The sequence below is a fragment of the Sunxiuqinia sp. A32 genome (genome assembly GCF_052690465.1).
Genome location: NZ_JBQYLI010000014.1, coordinates 52,004 through 72,866 on the forward strand (window position 1 = coordinate 52,004; position 20,863 = coordinate 72,866).

General features: G+C 36.8%; 18 protein-coding genes. 8 read left to right on the forward strand and 10 right to left on the reverse strand.

Going from position 1 to position 20,863, the window contains the following annotated elements:
- Nucleotides 1-8: 8 nt before the first annotated feature.
- The 9 genes from ACUNWD_RS14470 to ACUNWD_RS14510 form a co-directional block, all read right to left on the reverse strand.
- Nucleotides 9-2,753, reverse strand: coding sequence for a TonB-dependent receptor domain-containing protein (locus ACUNWD_RS14470; protein ID WP_445588541.1), 2,745 nt, complete (start codon nt 2,751-2,753; stop codon nt 9-11).
- A 369-nt stretch (nt 2,754-3,122) separates the two neighbouring features.
- On the reverse strand, nt 3,123-4,895 hold the full coding sequence (locus tag ACUNWD_RS14475; protein WP_445588542.1) for an ATP-binding protein: 1,773 nt from the start codon (nt 4,893-4,895) through the stop codon (nt 3,123-3,125).
- Between the two features lie 54 nt (nt 4,896-4,949).
- Nucleotides 4,950-5,630, reverse strand: a complete 681-nt coding sequence (locus tag ACUNWD_RS14480; RefSeq protein WP_445588543.1) for a response regulator transcription factor — start codon at nt 5,628-5,630, stop codon at nt 4,950-4,952.
- A 2-nt stretch (nt 5,631-5,632) separates the two neighbouring features.
- Nucleotides 5,633-6,319 (reverse strand): phosphate signaling complex PhoU family protein, encoded by a 687-nt coding sequence (locus ACUNWD_RS14485; RefSeq protein ID WP_445588544.1) that lies wholly within the window; start codon nt 6,317-6,319, stop codon nt 5,633-5,635.
- A gap of 21 nt (nt 6,320-6,340) precedes the next feature.
- The gene (pstB, locus tag ACUNWD_RS14490; protein WP_445588545.1) at nt 6,341-7,120 is read right to left on the reverse strand and encodes a phosphate ABC transporter ATP-binding protein PstB; all 780 of its coding nucleotides are present in this window, start codon (nt 7,118-7,120) and stop codon (nt 6,341-6,343) included.
- A gap of 3 nt (nt 7,121-7,123) precedes the next feature.
- Entirely contained in the window at nt 7,124-8,011 is an 888-nt protein-coding gene (gene pstA / locus ACUNWD_RS14495; RefSeq protein WP_445588546.1) for a phosphate ABC transporter permease PstA, read from the reverse strand.
- A 5-nt stretch (nt 8,012-8,016) separates the two neighbouring features.
- Nucleotides 8,017-8,868 (reverse strand): phosphate ABC transporter permease subunit PstC, encoded by an 852-nt coding sequence (gene pstC, locus ACUNWD_RS14500; RefSeq protein ID WP_445588547.1) that lies wholly within the window; start codon nt 8,866-8,868, stop codon nt 8,017-8,019.
- Nucleotides 8,869-8,892: 24 nt separating this feature from the next.
- A complete protein-coding gene (gene pstS / locus ACUNWD_RS14505; RefSeq protein WP_445588548.1) occupies nt 8,893-9,957 on the reverse strand; it encodes a phosphate ABC transporter substrate-binding protein PstS in 1,065 nt (354 codons plus the stop codon).
- A gap of 17 nt (nt 9,958-9,974) precedes the next feature.
- The gene (locus ACUNWD_RS14510; RefSeq protein ID WP_445588549.1) at nt 9,975-10,937 is read right to left on the reverse strand and encodes a porin; all 963 of its coding nucleotides are present in this window, start codon (nt 10,935-10,937) and stop codon (nt 9,975-9,977) included.
- 444 nt (nt 10,938-11,381) lie between these two features.
- Here ACUNWD_RS14510 and ACUNWD_RS14515 point away from each other — a divergent pair, with 444 nt between their 5' ends.
- The 7 genes from ACUNWD_RS14515 to ACUNWD_RS14545 all read left to right on the forward strand — a co-directional run bounded on the left by ACUNWD_RS14515 (nt 11,382) and on the right by ACUNWD_RS14545 (nt 18,631).
- Nucleotides 11,382-13,844, forward strand: coding sequence for a TonB-dependent receptor domain-containing protein (locus tag ACUNWD_RS14515; RefSeq protein WP_445588550.1), 2,463 nt, complete (start codon nt 11,382-11,384; stop codon nt 13,842-13,844).
- Nucleotides 13,845-14,170: 326 nt separating this feature from the next.
- Nucleotides 14,171-14,677, forward strand: coding sequence for a CHRD domain-containing protein (locus tag ACUNWD_RS14520; protein ID WP_445588551.1), 507 nt, complete (start codon nt 14,171-14,173; stop codon nt 14,675-14,677).
- Between the two features lie 74 nt (nt 14,678-14,751).
- Nucleotides 14,752-15,126 (forward strand): hypothetical protein, encoded by a 375-nt coding sequence (locus ACUNWD_RS14525; protein ID WP_445588552.1) that lies wholly within the window; start codon nt 14,752-14,754, stop codon nt 15,124-15,126.
- A gap of 6 nt (nt 15,127-15,132) precedes the next feature.
- Entirely contained in the window at nt 15,133-15,687 is a 555-nt protein-coding gene (locus ACUNWD_RS14530; RefSeq protein ID WP_445588553.1) for a YceI family protein, read from the forward strand.
- 2 nt (nt 15,688-15,689) lie between these two features.
- Nucleotides 15,690-16,679 carry a DUF5777 family beta-barrel protein gene (locus tag ACUNWD_RS14535; protein ID WP_445588554.1) on the forward strand — a complete coding sequence of 330 codons (990 nt, stop codon included), beginning with the start codon at nt 15,690-15,692 and terminating at the stop codon, nt 16,677-16,679.
- A 148-nt stretch (nt 16,680-16,827) separates the two neighbouring features.
- Nucleotides 16,828-17,457: an RNA polymerase sigma factor gene (locus tag ACUNWD_RS14540; RefSeq protein WP_445588555.1), complete on the forward strand. Its 630-nt coding sequence runs from the start codon at nt 16,828-16,830 to the stop codon at nt 17,455-17,457.
- Nucleotides 17,444-18,631: a hypothetical protein gene (locus ACUNWD_RS14545; protein ID WP_445588556.1), complete on the forward strand. Its 1,188-nt coding sequence runs from the start codon at nt 17,444-17,446 to the stop codon at nt 18,629-18,631. Before ACUNWD_RS14540 ends, ACUNWD_RS14545 begins: the two co-directional genes overlap by 14 nt.
- 1 nt (nt 18,632) lies before the next feature.
- Here the strand turns inward: ACUNWD_RS14545 and metK are convergent, their stop codons facing one another.
- On the reverse strand, nt 18,633-19,886 hold the full coding sequence (metK, locus tag ACUNWD_RS14550; protein ID WP_445588557.1) for a methionine adenosyltransferase: 1,254 nt from the start codon (nt 19,884-19,886) through the stop codon (nt 18,633-18,635).
- Between the two features lie 353 nt (nt 19,887-20,239).
- On the opposite strand from metK, the gene ACUNWD_RS14555 reads away from it, so the two are divergent.
- On the forward strand, nt 20,240-20,827 hold the full coding sequence (locus tag ACUNWD_RS14555; protein WP_445588558.1) for an RNA polymerase sigma-70 factor: 588 nt from the start codon (nt 20,240-20,242) through the stop codon (nt 20,825-20,827).
- Nucleotides 20,828-20,863: the final 36 nt, after the last annotated feature.

The following is a 20,863-nucleotide window of genomic DNA, read 5'->3' on the forward strand; positions in this document are numbered from 1 at the left end:
TGTGTTTATTAAAATTCATATGATAGACCAAGGCTACAGCTAATGCCTTTTTTATAGCTGCTTAATACAACAGCTTCAGCATCTTCTCCGCTGGGTTTGCGTGTTAATTGAAATTCCGGATCAAGTAGGTTTTTTGCCTTTATTTTTATCCCCCACCTATGTTTTATTTTGAAGGATGATATAAAGTCGATTGTGGTTAGGCCGTTTTCCTCAACGTCCTTATAGCCACCTACTCCGACAGAGTAGATGCGGTCACTAAAATAGTTCACCACTACTGAAGTCGTCATATCAACATCATTAGTTTTATATTGATAGGTTATATCTGCATTGGCAAGGTAAGGTGACGCTCCTTCCAATTCCGTTTTTTCATTTGTAAAATCAAGTGGTAAGTTTCCACTCTTGTTACTCAGTTCTACCCCTGTGCTGATATAGGAAAAGTTAATACCAGTACTAAGCCGGTTTTTTGTATCGCTACCTTCCTCATTCAATATTGAAAAGATATTTTTCCTGATTTCGACTTCAACACCTGCCAGCTTAGCTTCTTCAGCAATATTGGCATAAGATAAATAGCCATTTGCAGCATTGATCTCAACTTTTGAAATCGGTTTTTGAATTAACTTTCCAAAAGCAGTAACCGAAATCAATTCTTTAGCTGTGAGGTAAAAATCCCATTTTAAGTCTACATTGTAATTGATTGAAGGAACCAGATCCTTATTACCCTGCGAACTCCATTGTGACCCCTCATAAAGCATCGGTGAGATTTCCTTGGATTGTGGCAATGTATAGGTTCTGCTGGCACCGAGTCTTAGAGCGTTTTTCTCATTCAGACTGTATTTCAAGTTAAGACTTGGCAGAATATAAAATTTATCAATTGAATTCGTTTTTGCAGGGGTTTGATCTTTCACATCTAAGTCATAATCTAAATCGATATGAACATCATCTGCTTTTATGCCAAAATTTGTCACCAAGTTTTGTCCGAGTTGACAGTTCAATTGCGAATAAACCGACTGAACCATTTTACTAACAGTATACCTGTATGTTTTGTAATTTTTGTTTATGAAATTCCCCGCCGCATATCCTTCCTGGTTGAAAATTTCGTCTAGGGAAAAGTTATCAAGATCTAATTGAGGCAGACTTTTACTCCAGTTGTTGTCCCAGGCACTGGCATTATACTCATCAGTTAAAAAACGTCCTATATAGCCAACTTCTACTGATGAAATATTATCTGTATCGTCAGTTAGTTTATAAACAACCTTTGCATTGGCATTTAAATCTCTTTCTTTTAACTCTCCAAAATAACGGTGATGATAACCTTCACCCTTAAGAGGTTCTATGTTCTTATCTCCCAAATACGTTAAATAATTTACACGTCTGTCAGGTTCTTTTCCAACCGTATAATTAAAAGCAACACCTGCATCAGCCGACAACCTTTTATTGATTTCCCGATTGACACGTAATTGATATACAAGTAAGGTATTGTCGTTGTTTTGCTGGCGTCTTACCAACCCTGAATAGTTATTCTCGGAATTTCCATTAAAAGGATTTCCATCCATCCCAAAATCGTCTCTTAGACCTCCCTTTGCAGTATGTATAGCAAGTAAATTATAGGTGAGATTATATTTGTTGAACCGATATGTTAGGTTAGCCATTCCAAAATGCAATGACTCCGTCTCATATTCCTTAGTGCTTTGATCACGATAAATAGTTCCGTTGGTTGTTGTTTGCCGGGTTATACCATCCCTGAAACTAAAGTCACTCGAATAACTCCCTATAAGATAAAATGTTAATGGATTGTGGTTGGCTCCCACCTCATAACGTTTTCCACCAGAAAAACCAACGCTTTTTCCTAATTGAAAACTCTGGGACAACGGGTCTAGTGAATTGCTGAATGCATAAGTTTCACCACTCATTGGGCTGTTTGTATTTTGGGCAAAACCAAAATTGCTAATACCGTCAGGGATAAGAAAATCCTTGTCATAGGTTTCGGAGTTTGCTGAGGTAGAAACATCTATCTTCAACTCTGAATTACCAACAAGTTCTTTAGAGTTAATGTTAATTCCCGCTCCTCCAACGTCGCCGGTCATTTCACTATTAAATACTTTATTTACATCTACAGCCTTAATAATGTCCGATGAAAAGAAATCAAGCGAGATGTTCTTATACTCAGGATCTTCTGAAGGTACAGGAAAGCCATTTAAACTAGTTGTGTTGAAACGGTCACCTAAACCACGGACAAACACGTTCTTCACGCCTTCCTGTTTTGAAATACCTGAAACTTTTGTCACAGCACCTTCAGCATCACTAACCCCCTTTCGAGAGATTTCCTGAGCTCCAATAGTTTGGGTAGCTACTAGAGAGTTCTTTTGCTCCAGTAAAAGCATTGACTCCGATTCCCGATTAGCCTTTGCAACCACTTTAACGTCTTCAATTTCAACAGTTGATTCACCAAGGCTGAAATTTAGGTCGATAACAGAACCATCAGTAATCGTAATATTTTCAACTGATTTAGTTTCGTATGAAATGAAAGAACATAAAACAGTATATGTACCGGCAGGAATCTTGGGGACAATAAAATTCCCATCAAAATCAGTAATTGTTCCAATCGTTGTACCTTCTAAATAAACCGATGCTCCAATAAGAGTTTCGTTGGATTTTGCATCAATAACGGTTCCTTTAATTGTACCGTTTTGAGCAGAAGCAAGCATAGCAATACTTACCAGGATGTTAAGCAGAATAAATCTTTTCGTTCCCATAAATTTGTTATATAATATCTAGTCAAAAATCAACACGCATACACGCCGGTTTTAATCGGTCTATTGTTTTAAAGACTTGGGACATTTAGATCAGAGCAATGAGAATGAAGCTTTTTTCGCAGGCTAATTAGTGACTGAATTAAATATGTTCCAAAGAAGTCCTGTCCACAATAAATCGCGTTTGTTTTCAGCAGCTAATTACGAGGTATATTGTTACACGTTGATTAAGCTTCATTTACTCTTATGTTACATTACGGTAACACAACTATTACTTTAATCTTGAGTGGAAGTGGTTGATTTTTAGACAAAAAAAATCCCGCAAACTAGAGCTTACGGGACTTCAGATACATATAGTAATAACTTTGCAATCTATTCTTTGGCAATTGAAAATAGAAATTCTAATCCTCCTTCGGAACGATTTCGAACCGAAACTTCTCCTTTATGAAGTTGAACAGCATTTTTCACAATTGAAAGTCCAAGACCAGTACCTCCATTTTCTCTCGTGCGTCCTTCGTCAATTCTATAAAAGCGCTCAAAGATTCTTGAAAGATGCTCTTCCGGTATACCTTTACCAGTATCGGCATAACTGAAATAATAGAATTTATCATCCTCCAGGTATTGCTTAATTTGTATTTGTACATTTTCACCTGCATAATTGATTGAATTTTCAATCAGGTTCTGGAAAATAGAAGAGATCAAGCTATCATTTCCCTGGACAACAACATTCTTGTCTACCAACAGCTGCACCAGGATGTTTTTATCGTTTAATCGCGATTCCAGATTTTCAATCACATCATTCACCAACGGACGAATATGAATTTCTTTAAACTCAAATAAATCACCTGCATCTTCTATGTTGTTAAGAAGGGAGATATCGTTAAGTAATGCATTTAAACGTTCACTCTGAAGGTACGCCCGTTCTACAAAATAGTCCTGCTTCTCTTTGGGAAGATTCTTGTTATTCATGATTGTTTCCAGGTAACCTTTTACCGATGCCAATGGAGTTTTCAACTCATGAGCAATGTTAGAAGTTAATTGCTGTTTCAGCAATCGCCTCTTCTCCGGCCGCGTAATGTCGCTAATCAAAATTTCAAAACTCTTATCAGCAAAAACGATTCCCTGTACTTTGAAGTACATTTCGTTTTTATGAACTGTAGTACTGAATTGTGGTAAACTTTTAGGGTTGATCACAATATCCGGCTTAAGCGTTTTTTCAATCTGTTTCAAAATTGGTTTAAACTCCCTGATTTCAAACAGTAAATCTGCTGAAATCGTTGAACGTTCGGAAATCAAGTTGATGTATTGAATAAAATGGCTATTTGCCAGTATTTTCTCTTTGTTCGGTTTAAAAAAAGCGATTCCTTCATTCAGTGCAAGCAAGTGGTTATTTAATCTTTCCTTTTCAGCAGTTAACTCATCTTTTGCCTTCTTCAAACGATCATAAATTTGAACTATTTGCTTCCGGATTACTCCAAATTCTGAATCTGCAAAATCTATATTCGGGTCGATATCTTCGTTCTTTCCAGCGCGTATTGCAAAATCACGCAATTTATTTACAAACTCTCCCAGTCTTCGAGTAACCAGGAACAAAATTCCCCACATGACAAAGAAAAGAGCGATCATAAAAAAGATGAAAACCCTTTCAGTCTTCAAAAAATTCTCAACCTCAATATTGTAGACAACAGCACATCTTACAAAATAGTCACCATAATTGCGGGCATAATAGTAAAAATCCTGCCCGGTAGTTGCCGAGTGACGAATATTACCACCCACCTGAGAATACAATGCTTTTTGTACTTCGGCCCGGGAAAGATGGTTCTCCATTTGATCATATTGTTTGACAAAACTGTCGTACAATACCTTTCCCCTAACATCAATTACAGTAATTCGAATATTTATTTCTGGGACGAGATGTTTAACCGTATCAAGCCTTGCAAAATTGCCACTTTCCATGACTTTGTAATGCTCAATATATCGATGCGTGAACCCTGCAAAGTTATCCAGGGTATTTTCAAGCTGAGCTGTACGATAATCTTTTTCACGTTTATATTGAAATGCCAAAATGGAGATCAGCAAAAACGTGAAGGCAGCAAAGAAGTATATAAAAATACGTTGCTGATATGTTTTTCTTTTAAGTACCACGGAGAATATTTTTAATTAAAAAATTAATACTTGTACGATATAAAAGTTATGCAATTAATTTTCAAAACAATATCCATAACCAGCCCGCCCCTGTATGGCTGAGCCATAATCACCAATTTTCTTTCTCAACCTGGCGATGTTTACATCGACATTTCTTTCGGTAACAATCACATCATTGCTCCAAATCCGATTAAGTATTTCCTGACGACTGATATACTTACCTCTGTTCTTCATCAGCAAAGCAAGTATCTCAAATTCTTTTCGGGTTAGCTTGATAACTTCATCACCTATTGCTGCAGATTTTCTGTTTATGTCAAGCTTTAATCCTTCATATTCAAGTGTAGTTGAGGGGGTAGAAGTTGGCTTGCCTCTTTTTAGAACTGCTTTAATGCGAACAATGACCTCTTTGATTGAAAAAGGTTTGATGATATAATCATCACCTCCAACATTAAATCCTGTGAGCAGGTCGTTTTCAGCGTTTTTAGCTGTTAAAAAAATAATAGGAACCCCTAATTGTTTTTCTTTCCTAACAATGTCAGCCATTTTATAACCTGACATTCCAGACATCATTACATCCAAAAGTATTAGGTGATAATTTTCAAGCGGTTTTGATAATGCCTCTTCTGCCGAAGCAGCGACATCAATCTCAAAACCTTCACTCGATAAATTAAACTGAAGAATCTCGCGGAGATCTTTCTCATCATCAACTACTAATATTCTCGGAGTGTAATCCATAATTATTCTTCCAATTTGTGGTGCCTGACATCTTTCCCTTCAATGGAATAAATTGCAGCTTCTGCAATATTGGTTGCATGATCTGCAATTCGCTCTATATTCGACATCATTTCCTTAATGGTAACAATGCTCATAAGAAGATGCTTGTTGCTTTCGGCCGTATTCGTTTTTGCCAATATTTTCTTCATTAACTTATGGTTGATTTCGTCAAAAACAACATCATTTTTAATTGTCCAAATTGCAAACTCTTTGTCATCATTTAAAAACGAAAGCAACGATTTCCTCACCATTCTGATACTCAGAATCGTCATGTTTGATAAAACCTCCTGGAGTTTTTCATAGACTTCCGGCGTTTTAATTTTTTGAATAAAATTAGTAATGTTTACAACCAGATCACCAATTCTTTCCAAACTAATAACGATCCGGTAACAGGCAATTATCCTTCGAAGATCAGAAGCCACAGGCTTATATAAAACAATAGTGTTTACTATCTTATCGCTAAGTTTTACCTCTTTCTTGTCTATTTCTTTTTCGTTCCTTTTAATGTAAGCCGACACTTCATCTGATACAACAATATCACCCGATGTAATAAAGTGTTCCATGTAATCGAGTTGTTCCAAAACAATATTCGAAAGGTTCTCGAAATCGTAAATAATATTCGTTATTGCATCATCCTTTTTGATCGTCATGACTGAAATTTTAAAATTCAATTAACCGAATTTACCGGTAAGGTATTCTTCTGTTCTTGGATCAACCGGATTGGTAAACATGTTCTTTGTTTTACCATATTCAACCAACTCTCCAAGATACATAAATAATGAATAATCTGATATACGTGCAGCTTGAGACATATTATGTGTCACCAAAACTATACTGTAGTTTTCTTTCAATTTTACTAAAAGATCTTCAACTTTTGAAGTTGCAATCGGATCAAGCGCCGAAGTAGGTTCATCCATCAGAATTATTTCCGGACTGAAAGCCAGCGCACGTGCAATGCACAATCGCTGTTGTTGTCCTCCTGACAAAAACGTTCCTTTCTTGAATAATGAGTCTTTAACTTCATCCCATAAAGCTACATCGCGCAAAGAACGCTCAACAATTTCGTCTTTCTCTTTCTTCTTAACGCGAATGCCATTTAATTTGTACCCAGCAATTACATTATCGTAAATGCTCATGGTGGGAAACGGATTTGGCCGCTGGAAAACCATTCCCATATGCCGACGCAACTTAATTGCAGACATATCATAGATGTTCTTCCCATTCAACAAAGCCTCACCTTCTGTGCTAATATTTTCGTATAGCTCGTGCATTCGGTTCAATGCTCGCAACAAGGTGCTCTTTCCACATCCAGAAGGTCCCATAATTGCGGTTACAGCATTCTTTTTGATATCCACCGACACATTTTTCACCGCATAATTCTTGTCGTAAGCAATAGACAAATCGCGAATTGACAAGATCGGGTTCTTTATTTCTGCTATTGTGCTAGTCATTTTCTATTTTCTTTTGGCGACAATCTGTTTCGAAACTATATTAAGAATCAATACAATTGCCATAAGCAACAAGGAGGAACTCCAAATTAAATCAATCATATTAGGATCATTGTAAAACTCCCAGATTAATAAGGGAACTGCACTGGTTGGTTTTGTAATGTCCAAATTAATAATTGAACTTCCCAAAGCTGTTAACATCAGTGGAGCTGTTTCTCCCAATATTCTTGATATCCCCAATAGTATTCCGGTTAACAAACCACTGAATCCTGTAGGAACCAGCACCTTTAGTATCACTTTATGATAGGGCACTCCCAATGCTAAAGCAGCCTCTTTTAACGTTTGAGGTATCATCTTCAATGTTTCTTCAGTAGAACGAACAATCATAGGCAACATCATGATTGATAAGGAAACACTTCCTGCCAATGCTGAATATCCCATGGTGATATGTTTCACAATCCACAAATAAGAAATCAGCCCGAGAACAATGGATGGTACCCCCATCAATATATCCGTAATATTCCGGGTGAAATTGGCTATGAATTTCCCTTGATTTTCATACAGAAAAATACCCGTCAATACACCTACAGGAATAGCGATTACCGCTGCAACTACAACCATCAACAAGGTTCCAATAATTCCGTTGGCAATACCACCGGGAATTGTTTCTCCATTGGCCACAGCAGTCATTGCTTCATATGTGTCAGGAGTATTTTGTATCAGAAATTCAAGACTTATTTGCTTGTAGCCTTTAGCTACCAATTTTGAGATAATAAGTATGATTGGGGAGATCGTAATAATCGAAAGTAAAATTACAACGCCCAATACAATCTTGTCTTTCAACATCCGCCTGGACGAATGATCCTGGCTTTTATGTATGTTCAATGTATCCACGCGAATTAATTCATCTTTTTAATGATCATCTTTCCAATCCAGTTCACGATTCCCGTAATTACAAAAAGCAATAAGCCAATTGCAATCAATGAGCTCAACTTTAAACCTTCTGCTTCTCCAAACTGATTTGCAATAACACTGGCCATCGAGTTTCCGGTTGAAAATAAGCTCGATGGTACAAAGTTGGTATTACCGATAAGCATCGTAACAGCCATCGTTTCGCCTAATGCGCGTCCAAAAGCAAGAATATAACCTGCCACAATACCTGAACGTGCGTTTGGAATTATCACAGATGTTATCACTTCCAGGCGGGTTGCTCCCAATGAATATGCAGCTTCCTTTAAGTCGTTCGGAACCATCGTTATTATCTCATTGCTCAGCGAGGTTGCATAAGGAATAATCATGATTGCCAAAATAAGGCTGGCAGTAAAAATACCAAACCCTTGTCCTCCAAATCCAAGATCAATTAACATTGGGCGCATTACGTAAAAACCCCATAATCCATAAACAATTGAAGGGATTCCAGCTAATAAATCAACCAATAATCCCAATATTCTGGCAATCCGGGTTCCTCTAAAATATTCGCCTAAAAATAAGGAAGTTGAAAACGACAACGGCAAACAAATAATAAGAGCTGCAAATGATGTCATTAACGTTCCTACAATAAAAGGCAAAGCACCATACTTTTCCTGCCCTTCAGTAGGGTCCCATTCTCCAGAGAAAATAAATCGCAGCCCAAAAGCTTTGAAAGCAGGTATGGAACCTCCCACCAGGGAATATACCATACCTGCAGCCAACATTAGTACTAATATTGAAACTGAAAATAAAACGATTCGTGTGATTTTGTCACTATTCATTTTTCAGTTGCGTAAAATCGTAATTTACTTCAATAGTGGTTTTCCTTCGTAGGTTACGCTTTTCAGGATCTCTTTTGCTTTTGCAACAGCAGCCTCAGGAAGTGGAGCATAATGTACTTTGGAAGCGCCTGCTTGAGCCTCTTCACCCATCAACCAGTTTAGGAATTCAACAGTTCCCAATGCTTGCGCCTGTGATCTTCCGTCGTAAGCCTGCTCTTTGTAAAGAATAATCCAGGTAAAACCTGAAATTGGATACGAAGCGGGATTAGAAGAATTGGTAAGCATAACACGTGTATCAGCAGGGATTTCACCTTGTGCTGCAGCACTGATGCTAGCAATACTTGGTTCAATGTATTCACCACTGCTGTTTTGAACTTTAGCCGTTTGAATTTTTTGAGCAAAGGCAAATTCAGATCCGATATAACCAATAGAACCTTCAGTTTGGCTGACAGTACCGGCTACTCCCGGATTACCTTTTGCCCCCATACCAACAGGCCACTTCAGTGATTTTCCGGTTCCAACTTCATCAGCCCATTTTTTGCTGATTTTGCTCATGTAGTCACTGAAAATGTATGTTGTTCCACTACCGTCTGAACGATGTACAAAAGTGATTTCCATATCTGGTAAACTTACTCCGGGATTGTTCGCCTTCAAGGCAGCATCGTTCCACTTAGTAATTTCGCCCATGAAGATTTTTTCCAATAACTCATTGGATAGTTTTAAACCATCAACTCCTGGCAAATTATAAGCAATAACAACCGCACCCATACAGGTAGGAATATGAACCACCTCTCCTGGCATCTCTGCCATTTTTTCGTCGCTCAAATAGGCATCACTTGCTCCAAAGTCAACCACTTTATCAGTTAAACTGCGGATACCACCACCAGAACCAATTCCACCGTAAGTTACCAGTACCCCAGTTTCTGATGTGTAGTTTTTGAATACCATATTATAAAATGGTAGTGGGAAAGTCGCACCAGCAGCGGTTAGACTTACTTTTTTGTCACCTGAATCACTTGTTTTTTTTGTTGATGTTTGACAGGCGCTTAAAAGAACTACTGCCAAAACTAAGGATAGAAATACTTTCATTACTAGATCTTTATTGATTAAAATTTAATTTCACAATTCAAGAACAATGAAGTGCTGGCAGCTTTGTTATCATCTGCGGGATTCCAATTCCTAAAGTTTGGCGCTAATTTGACTCCTTTTACCGGGGCATATTCAATACCCAAAAGAACCAATTGCCCATCTTTAGAAAGGTTCCAGTCATTATTCGATGAAAGATCATCAAAACGACCAAAGAACTTCACTTTTTTAGATGCATTTACAGTAGCATAAAGAGAAACACCATTCAAATCATGGTCTTCGTTAAAGCTTGCGTTTAACTGTTTCATGTACTCGGCACTTATAGAAAATTGATCGTTTGCATAGCCAATAAATGTTGCTATCGATGATTGAGTTGTTTCTTTTGTACTAAAGTCGTAGTATACCCGACCTGTTAAATTTGAAATTGGCTCAATAGTCGCTCCAAGTCCATACCTAAAGGTACTGTCGGCTTCCAGCTTCTTGTATCCTTCACCGTTTTGAATGATGAAATCTGCGCTAAAAGCATCACAAAATTTATATGCAACACTTACCCCAAGGTCAGCACTTGCATTAAACTTGTATGCATCCTGAAATGACTTCTCCAAATAACGATAACCCCAAGCTCCCTCTTGTACTTTAAACTGAGTAGTTGAGATCATTCCGAAGTTTACGGTCAGGTTGCTTACTTTGTATTTCAGGTAAGCATTTTTAACGTAGGCTGTCATTTCCAGTTTGCCTACACCAGGATCACCAATATCGAAATTTGCTTTTGCTGATAAGTTTTCGCTAAAAGCATATTCGTAACCAAGGTAAAACCTCTCGATAGCAAAAGCCGAAGCTGATTCTCCATCTGAAAATGTCGCATTATAATTAGTGAAAATTTTCATAAATGGTTTCCCACCTGGTTTAAACTCTTCGTTCTGTCCCATTGTAAAAATTGAGACACATAGCATAGCTATTGTTAATACACTAAACTTTTTCATATACTTAAGATTGATAATACATAAATTCCTATCATAGAATTCACCAGCAAATGAATAGCTAAATCATTACAGGTGTATTAATAAAATATTACAAAACGATTAAATTATTATCTGTGCATATTTACGACGACGTAACAACCCCACATATACCACTCTGTATGTGCCCATTAGAAGATATTACAAAATGATTAAATACTGAAATATTTGTAACAAATGATTAATAACTGTATCAAACCAGTATAATTATTTCATTTTTTTATCACCGCATTAATCCAATTCCGGGCAACATGGAGTTCAAAAAATAAACTATTTAATTATTTACCTGTTTCATGTGGTTGAATTCTCAATTAGAATTTAAACATCTTTCGTACTCAACTAAAAGTGAAGGATCGGTTCTCGTTGGATTAAGATTTCAAAAGACATTTATACATTAAAATTAGCATGGTGAGGTACTTGATTTTGGTTTTAAGTATTCTGTCATATTGGTCAACAATGGCAGAAGACGGAAGTGTAGAAGGAAAAGTTAGAGATGCATCAACCAATCAGCCATTGGAATATGCGAGTGTTGCCGTTTACAGTGCAACAAATGAAGAGTTAATTACCGGAAGTATAACTGCTGATGATGGTAGTTTTAAATTTGAAAAGCTTGCACCCGGAAATTATTTCTTAAAGGTTCAGTTTATAGGCTATGAAAACAAACTATCTGATACTTTTCAATTAAAAGGAGGCAACCATCTTCAATTAGATGATATATTAATAAACGAGGGAAGAATCATTGTTGATGAGATTGCAGTAGCAGCTACAAAACTGAATTCTTCCAATAAGCTTGAAAGGCAAGTCTATCAGGCAGAGCAATTTGAATCAGCTAGAGGAGGCTCTGCAATTGACGTTTTGAAAAATATGCCTTCGGTTTCTGTTAGTGGGCAAGGTGAAATTTCGATGAGGGGGTCATCCGGATTTTTGCTATTAATCAATGGAAAACCAGTGATTGCCGATGCTCAGAATATGTTGAATCAACTGCCTGCAAACTCCATTGAAAACATTGAACTAATTACCTCCCCATCAGCGAAATACGATCCTGATGGAAAGGCAGGGATCATCAATATTACTACTAAAAATGGAACGAACGATCACGCCGGATTTGTGGTCAATTTATTGGGAGGACTGCCAAGCACAACCACTTTCGATAACGAAGACAAGCCCGTGAGGTATGGAGCTGACGCAAGTTTTAACTATCAAAAAGATAAATGGAACATTACGATTGGTGCAAATTATACCCGGAATGATATAGCCGGATACAGGGTGGGTGATGTTACAATAATGAATCCTGAGAACAATACAGAAAATCACTTCCCTTCTGCAGGTGAGCGGAGTTTCTACCGATATAATTATGCCGGAAGGGCCAACATTAGCTTTACTGCAGATGAGAACAATGTTTTTTCGTTCGGCATTTTTAGTGGCAAACGTTACCAGGAACGTGACGCTAATCTCTTTTACACCAATTCCCAAAAGTCCCTAAGTGACGGTTCTTTTAATTACATGATTAATTACTACAATCAAAACAGACAATTGAAACAGGGAACTTTTACCCTGGGAAATATCGATTATACTCATACTTTTTCCGATCGTTCAACAATTTCTATTTCTGCACTTTATGAATATGATGATTTGAATGGAAATACACATAACCGAAATCGGGATGTTCCTGGGGGCACAATCTTTCAATACGTTCAGAACCCATACAAGAAGCCCATTGATGGATATCGAATTTTGATTGATTACGCGATTGATTTGGGGCAAGGGAAACTTGAAACCGGCTATCAATTTCGTAACGACAAGCAGGACGGCGTATTTGATTATATCGTTACTCCCGAAGATCCGAATCAGCCGAAGCTTGATCAATTTAGCGGAACTGCCCTGTCGAAAAATCAGATAAATTCTGCTTACGCGCAATACTCAGCTAAACGTGAACAGCTTGAATATTCAGTTGGCTTGCGATATGAACACTACGACCGAACCGTTATTTTATCAACTGATCCCAATCCACACAAATTAAACTTATCCAACCTTTTCCCAACGCTGAGTGCATTATATAATGTAACTGAAAGCTGGAAGCTAAAGGCCGGTTACAGCAGGAGAATTCAGCGCTCGTCAAACAACCAGTTAAATCCTATTCCGGAACGGGAACACTCAGAAACCTTAGAAATTGGTGATCCGGATCTAAGACCGGAACTGGTGGATGCAGTAGAACTTGGAGTTATCAAGAGTTTCAAAAGCGGGTCAATATTCACTACTGTTTATTACAGGGCAAGTAAAGATCCGGTTCAGCGGGTGAATAGTGTTTATGCAGATACCATCTTAAACCGCGTGTACACGAATGTTGAGAAAGCAACTGCATTGGGATTTGAATTTGGATCTAATTTTAAACCAGTTAGCTGGTGGAACCTTTATGTTGGAGCAAATATTTTTAAGCAAAAGTATGAGGGAGATTTGAATATTCTGGGTGAATTCGTAAACATAAACCCCAAAGATGATTGGGTTTATTCGATCAATGCGAATACCAGTTTTGATTTGACTAAAACATTGAATTTGCAGGCAAATGTAAATTATCTGTCAGTTCGGCCAACAGCGCAGGGTGAAGACTCTCGTTTTTTAACTCCTAATTTATCCCTGAAAAAAAGCTTTTTCAACAAACGAATGACTGCCGGAATACAATGGCAAAATATTGATTTGGGGATGCACGAGACAAACCGGCAGCGAATCACAACCTGGGGAGAAAATTTTTATACCACAACCAATTACATCTACGAAACTGATATGATCTTAGTCAATCTGAGTTTCAATTTGAATCGAAAATCAATCAATGGTAAACTCCCTCAAAGTGAATTTGGTGAGAAAGAGTTTTAAACAACGCATATATCAAAATAAAACTCGGTCATAACTGATCGGGTTTTTTTATGCCCTTATTTTAGATCAAAATGGCAGCATTCTCTTTATAAACTTGCAGTAAATACGCCTCTCAACGAGGTACTCCCCATCTTCATTTTTTTGAATCTAAATAAGTTAAAACCGCATTTTCTATAGTTTAATAAAAAATAAAAGACTTTTTTATCTCCTATTAGGCAGCGTTTTTAATATTCAATCCGTAACCATTAAAAAGGAATTTGGATTAACTCAATTTTAGGTACCTAACGTTATTCAAATTTATTATTTGAAACTTAAAATTTATAGTCATGAAAACAATAACTAATACATTAACTTCCAAGAGGCTATTCTCATATCTGATGGGAATTCTGTTTGTAGGATTTTTGATATCGTGTAGTGAAGATGAATCTGATGATATGGAAACAGCCTCCAAAATTACCTATTCTGGCGAATTTGTAAAATCGGCTGAAACAGTAACTACCTCTGCTATGGGAACTGTGAATGCAACATTTGATCCCACAACGCTCGTGTTGAGTTATGCAGTTACCTGGTCAGGTTTGGGCTCAGAAGTTGCTAACATGCACTTTCATAATGCAGGTCCGGTACTTTCTGGAATTACGGGTTTTTCTACTGCAGTTAGTGGGACAGTTTCTGGCAATACAACACTCACTTCGGAAGAAGCAAATGATTTAGCTTCGGGAAATATATATGTTCAAATTCATACTGCAAATTATCCTGGAGGAGAAATTTTGGCAACTCTCACCAAGAAAAGTAGTCCTAACTCATCCAATGATGGCGGAGGCTATGGCTATTGATTCCCAGTACAGACGATAGAATTGATGACCGAGAATATTTAATCAAATAAGAACTAATCCTCAAGTATTAATTTATGAAAAGAATAGTTTTTTCCCTACTCATTGGAATTAGTATCATGTATGTTGGATGTGAAAATACAGCAACTGAAGTGGATATTGAAGACCCAAATACGAATGAATGTACCCCTCAATTTCCAGAAATGGACGTTACTTACGATAATTTCGTCAAAGGAGTCATGGATCAGTATTGCATTTCCTGCCACTTTACAGGAAATTCGCCTGGACCTGGTGATTTTACAAATTATAATGGAGTCAAAGCTGCATCTGGGTTCTTCGCGGCGCGTGTAATTAGCGATAATGCAGATATGCCTCAAGGAAATGCGCCTTTGTCACAATCAATCAGGGATTCACTAAATATATGGATTGGAAACTGTTCACCTAGAAATTAATTTGAAATGTTTGCTATTAAGACAAGTTTATCAGCACTGGTCATTGTTTTTTCAAATTACATAGCCGAATCTCAAATAGCTGTGTCAAAAAGCGTAGTACTTAGCTTTTTCTCTGAAGCTCCATTAGAAGACATTTATGCAGAAAGTAAGAAAGGTGTTTCTGCCATTGATCTCGACTCTCAATTAATCTATTTTAAGGTTCCAATTAGAACTTTTGAATTTGAGAAAAGTTTAATGCAGAAACACTTCAATGAAAACTATCTGGAGAGTGATAAATACCCAAATGCAGAATTTAATGGAACGATCTTGGATACTTTTGATATTAGACAAAATGGAATATTATCAGTCAAGGTAAAAGGTGATCTAAAAATCCATAATGTCACCAAATCGTACGCGGCCAAAGGAGAGATTAGCATATTTAATCAGGAAATAACTGCGAAATCAACTTTTAATATTAGGCTCGTTGATCACAATATAAAAATCCCCAGGCTAGTAATCAAAAACATTGCAGAAGTTGTTGAAGTCTCTGTGCTTGCCAGTTATAAATTAAAGCAGAATTAAGTATGGCACGAATTATCCTTATTTGTTTGACATTAATATTATCAAGTTTTATATCTGGATTTTCACAGTCAGATTTGAGTCAATTATTTAATGATTCGACGTTTAACCGGAATAAACTTCCGGTAATTAATACATTTAAATCTCCAAGATTGATTAATGTTCGCACCAACGAAACAGTGGGGAAAAATGATTTGGTTTTTCTTGTCATGCATCGTTTTGGCGATTTTGCTGGTGATAACGGTGGAACTAAAACTTTTTTCGGCTTAGATAACTCCACTGATATTTTGATTGGATTTGAATATGGTATTTCTGACCAATTAACAATTGGTACAGGTCGTACAAAAGGGTCTCCGAATGGAGTAAATACTTTTCAAAAAGAGTTGTTCTATTTGGATGGTAAGCTTCGTATAATTGATCAAACAACTGACAATTCTACTCCAATATCGCTAACATTCTATGGGAACAGCATCTTGTCTGCAACAGAAAAATCCATATTAACTACATCAGATGCTGGTTTTCAAAAATTTGGTGACCGAATGAACTATACAGCACAGCTTATTATTAGCAAAAAATTCAGCAATAACCTTTCCTTGGTTCTTCTCCCAACATACATTCGGAGAAATTATGTGACTTATATGGATGCAAATAACCTTTTCGCACTGGGAGTAGGCGGACGTTTAAAACTGAGTAAACGAATGGCTATCATAGTTGACTATTTCCATAATTTCAGAAATAATGAAAGCATTGATTATTTCAAGATACAGCAAGCATTTAATTTCTACAATCCATTAGGAATAGGTGTGGAGATTGAAACTGGAGGTCATATTTTTAATCTGAATTTCACCAATGCAACTGCAATTTTAGAAAACCAATTTATCCCAAGCACAAGCAGCAATTGGTGGGACGGAGGATTTCGATGGGGATTTAGCATTACACGAACATTTTCACTTTCCCGCAATTCATCAGGAAATGACTACAATATTGTGCAGTAATTTTTAATCATTTAAATAGGGTGTTCTTCTTTTATGGATCAAAAAACAAAACTGTTTAGTGTCAGGTTATAAGTAAATATAGATTAATGCTTTATTGAAAAAGCAGACGAAAGAAGTACTAAGTTAGAGATTTTTAGTAATTCCATATATGCCAGATAACGAATTACAGCAACTAATAGATGGCTGTCAGAGGAATGACCGACAGTCACAAAAGTTATTATATCAAAGATTTTATGGCTTTGCTATGAAGATTTGTTTGCGCTTTGCGAATAATCAAAATGAAGCGGTGGAAGTACTAAACGATGGTTTTTTTAAAGCCTTTACAAATATTGATAAATATGATGAAAAATGGGCATTCAAAGCTTGGTTGAGTAAAATCATGCAAAATTCGTCTATTGATTATTATCGATCCAATTTAAGATGGTCCCGAATGGAAGAATTGGAACAATCCGATTTATCCATGAATGATGCTGTTGTTGAAGGTCAACTAGGCTACGAAGATTTACTAAGCATGGTTCAACAACTTCCGCCAACGTACAGGCTGGTTTTCAACTTATATGCTATAGATGGTTATTCTCATGAAGAGATCTCTAAAATCGTTGGAATAAGTATTGGAACATCCAGATCAAACTTATTTAAAGCAAGGAAGAAACTTCAACTAATGCTTACAAAACCTAAATCGATACTTGCTTTGCTTATCTATAAATATAGATTACGGACGCGAGAAAACTCGCATTTGAAAACTTTACAAATTCAACAAAATTATGAATCCAGGTGACCAAAAAGATATTGACCGGTTGTTCAGGGAGGGTTTGGATTCAGAATCAAACCACGTTGCTTTTGTTGATGATAATTGGCATATATTAGAACAACGCCTTGACGCATTTGAAAAAAGACTGGGAAAAGTAAAATGGTTAAAAACATTGACTAGCATTGCAGCCGTAATTGTTGTCACCTTATCCATTTGGCTACTTTGGACTGAAAATCAGACGCTTTTGCCAGACGAACATTTAACCGAAAATTTGGAATCATCTAAAGAAGAACTCCCCAAAAAGCAAATTCCTATTGCAAAAAAGAAAATAGAAGATGTAAAAAAGGAATCTATTGAACCTCACTTTTATACATCCAATGAAAACGATCTTGTTCAAGTTGATAACGCAATCAAAATTACTACTGAATCAAGATTGCCTATCCCTATTTCAACAGAAGATTCTCTACAGGTAATAATTCAAGGTGAAATAAAAGAAAAAGACATCACCTCAATCTCTGGATTTGAGTATCCAGAAACCACGCATTTAGCAACGACACAGTTACCTATTCATGAAGTATTAGTGATAGATCCAAAGGAAAAATACATTGAAAAGAATGACCCTGAGAAAAACAATCAATTTGCTATCAGCTTGCTTGCTGCTCCGGCATATAATGGGATTGATAATCTTAACAATGGGTCTATGGGTGGCGATTTTGGAATATTAGTAACAATGAATCTGACAAAAAAATGGAGTGTTTCCACTGGAGCAATATATGCAAAAAAAATCTATGAAACCGGACTTGACAGTTATAATTCAGGCTATGGGAGTAGTAATGAATCTGTTGATGCCGATTGCCGGATTCTGGATATTCCGCTCAACTTGAATTACGCTGTTTGGCAGAAAGGTAATACAATTGTCAGTTTAGGAACTGGAATATCTTCTTATATGATGCTAAAGGAAGACTATCATTTGTATAACACTGACCAATACAATTCACAATCTCAGGATGTTCATCTGGTAAATGAAAACCAACATTGGTTTAGTGTCCTAAATTTACAGGCCAACATACAACAAAGGTTGAACACTAACCTTAGTATTAGTATTCAACCTTATTTGAAGCTTCCATTTAATGACATTGGTTATGCCAATGTAAAACTTCAATCAATTGGATTAGCATTAAGCGCTAACCTGAATATTTAATTTATAGTTCAAAACTGGTTTTAATTTGATCTACAAAGTCCAGTTTTTCCCAGGTAAATAGTTCAACTTCTTTCTCAACTTTACCAAAATAGGGAGACTCGAAAGTTTTTGTTTTCACAATTGGAGTTCTACCCATATGACCATAAGCCGCAGTTTCGCGGTAAATTGGATTTCTCAATTTCAATCTTTCTTCAATAGCAGCAGGACGCAGGTCAAAAATTGCTTTTACTTTTTGTGCAATTTCACCATCGTTGAGTTGAACGTTTGCAGTTCCGTAAGTATTAATGAAAATTCCAACTGGATGCGCAACACCGATAGCATAAGCTAGTTGAACCAAAACCTCATCAGCAACTCCAGCCGCAACCAGGTTTTTGGCAATATGACGGGAAGCATAAGCAGCAGAGCGGTCAACTTTTGAAGGGTCTTTCCCTGAAAAAGCACCACCACCATGAGCTCCTTTTCCACCGTAGGTGTCAACAATAATTTTTCGGCCTGTTAATCCGGTATCTCCATGAGGACCCCCAATTACAAATTTTCCGGTTGGGTTTACATGGTAGGTAATGTTATCTACGAAAAGCTCTTTTACACGCTCTGGTAATTTGGCTATCAATCGTGGCATTAAAATATTGATGACGTCCGCTTTGATCTTTGCAAGCATTGGCTCATCAGCATCAAACTCGTCATGCTGAGTTGAAACAACAATCGTGTCCACTTTCTTAGGTGAATTATCATCGTTATACTCAATCGTCACCTGAGATTTTGAATCAGGACGCAGATACGTCATTTCTTTTCCTTCACGACGGATATCAGCAAGTTCCATCAAAATACGGTGAGACAATTCCAAAGGAAGAGGCATGTAATCATCGGTCTCTTTGCAAGCATACCCAAACATCATTCCCTGGTCACCCGCTCCCTGCTCCATTTTGTCAGCTTTATCAACTCCCCGGTTGATATCATCACTTTGTTCGTGAATAGCTGTCAACACTCCACAGGAATCGCCATCAAAACGATATTCTGCTTTTGTATAACCAATTTCATTAATCACTTTACGTGCAGTTTCCTGAACATCAACATAGGTTTTTGACTTTACTTCTCCAGCCAATACAACCTGTCCGGTCGTTACCAAGGTCTCGATGGCCACTTTCGAATCTGCATCAAATGCTAAAAATTCGTCCAACAAGGCATCTGATATTTGATCGGAAACTTTATCAGGATGCCCTTCTGATACAGATTCACTTGTAAATAGATAACTCATAATTCTATCATTTAAATTGCAAGGTCGATTACACAACGACTCGAGTCAATAAAAGTTTAATAAAATGGGATAGATATGGATAATGCAGAAAAGGCAAAGCGACTGCTTTAGCATTTTTTTCTGTGGTTGCAATCAATCTCAAATCTGTCCACAATAACGCTGACAAATGTACAATCTTTTTTCAGGATATAAAATATTCAACAATTAAACATTCTGTAAATCATTCACTCAGAAACACATTTTTTTAATCTTGTAATAGGAAAGTACGATGGGATCAATATTCAATTTTTATAAAAAATCAATAATTCTAGCTATTTTAGCCCTTCAAATTCTAAATCACAGCCTGCAATCAAGTGAATTTATCCGGGAAAGATATTGTACGAAATATTCAATCAGATGATAAAAATGCATTTGAAGAATTATATCGCTTCCTGTTCAAGAAACTCGCATATTTCTCTTGCCAATATCTTATGGATGAAGAAGCATCTGATAGCATAGTCCAGGATGCATTTACAGAACTGTGGGCTAATCGAAAGTCTCTTCAAAAAGATACCAATGTTCATGCCTGGCTTTTTACTGTGGTAAAAAACAAGTCACTCAAGCAAATCAGCAAGGAAAGATCTAAAAGACGTTACAACGATTATATCAAAATACGTCAACTGGATATCAATTATAATTCATTATCTGGCTTCGACACAAGCAACTTTGTTTTTGAGGAATTACAATCCAATATTGATAAAGCTTTATCGAAATTATCACCGTCTGCAAGAATCGTTTTTGAGAAAAGTCGGTTCGAAGAAAAAAAGAATAAAGAGATTGCGGAGGAGCTAGGAATTAGCGTTAAAACTGTCGAAGGTCATATGACTAAAGCACTTAAGATTCTTCGCGAAGAGTTAAGTGACTATCTCCCATTACTCTATTTATTATTTTATTTGAAATAATCTGATTTCCCGGCAAGGGTGAAACGGTCAGGTTAG

What these genes read in the sequence shown, in the direction of transcription:
- ACUNWD_RS14540 (WP_445588555.1), top strand. Translation starts at nt 16,828, where the DNA reads ATGCCAGATAACGAATTACAGCAACTAATAGATGGCTGTCAGAGGAAT.
- ACUNWD_RS14545 (WP_445588556.1), top strand. Translation starts at nt 17,444, where the DNA reads ATGAATCCAGGTGACCAAAAAGATATTGACCGGTTGTTCAGGGAGGGT.
- ACUNWD_RS14470 (WP_445588541.1), bottom strand. Translation starts at nt 2,753, where the DNA reads ATGGGAACGAAAAGATTTATTCTGCTTAACATCCTGGTAAGTATTGCT.
- pstS (WP_445588548.1), bottom strand. Translation starts at nt 9,957, where the DNA reads ATGAAAGTATTTCTATCCTTAGTTTTGGCAGTAGTTCTTTTAAGCGCC.
- ACUNWD_RS14530 (WP_445588553.1), top strand. Translation starts at nt 15,133, where the DNA reads ATGTTTGCTATTAAGACAAGTTTATCAGCACTGGTCATTGTTTTTTCA.
- pstC (WP_445588547.1), bottom strand. Translation starts at nt 8,868, where the DNA reads ATGAATAGTGACAAAATCACACGAATCGTTTTATTTTCAGTTTCAATA.
- ACUNWD_RS14535 (WP_445588554.1), top strand. Translation starts at nt 15,690, where the DNA reads ATGGCACGAATTATCCTTATTTGTTTGACATTAATATTATCAAGTTTT.
- ACUNWD_RS14510 (WP_445588549.1), bottom strand. Translation starts at nt 10,937, where the DNA reads ATGAAAAAGTTTAGTGTATTAACAATAGCTATGCTATGTGTCTCAATT.
- ACUNWD_RS14525 (WP_445588552.1), top strand. Translation starts at nt 14,752, where the DNA reads ATGAAAAGAATAGTTTTTTCCCTACTCATTGGAATTAGTATCATGTAT.
- ACUNWD_RS14520 (WP_445588551.1), top strand. Translation starts at nt 14,171, where the DNA reads ATGAAAACAATAACTAATACATTAACTTCCAAGAGGCTATTCTCATAT.
- ACUNWD_RS14480 (WP_445588543.1), bottom strand. Translation starts at nt 5,630, where the DNA reads ATGGATTACACTCCGAGAATATTAGTAGTTGATGATGAGAAAGATCTC.
- pstB (WP_445588545.1), bottom strand. Translation starts at nt 7,120, where the DNA reads ATGACTAGCACAATAGCAGAAATAAAGAACCCGATCTTGTCAATTCGC.
- metK (WP_445588557.1), bottom strand. Translation starts at nt 19,886, where the DNA reads ATGAGTTATCTATTTACAAGTGAATCTGTATCAGAAGGGCATCCTGAT.
- ACUNWD_RS14485 (WP_445588544.1), bottom strand. Translation starts at nt 6,319, where the DNA reads ATGACGATCAAAAAGGATGATGCAATAACGAATATTATTTACGATTTC.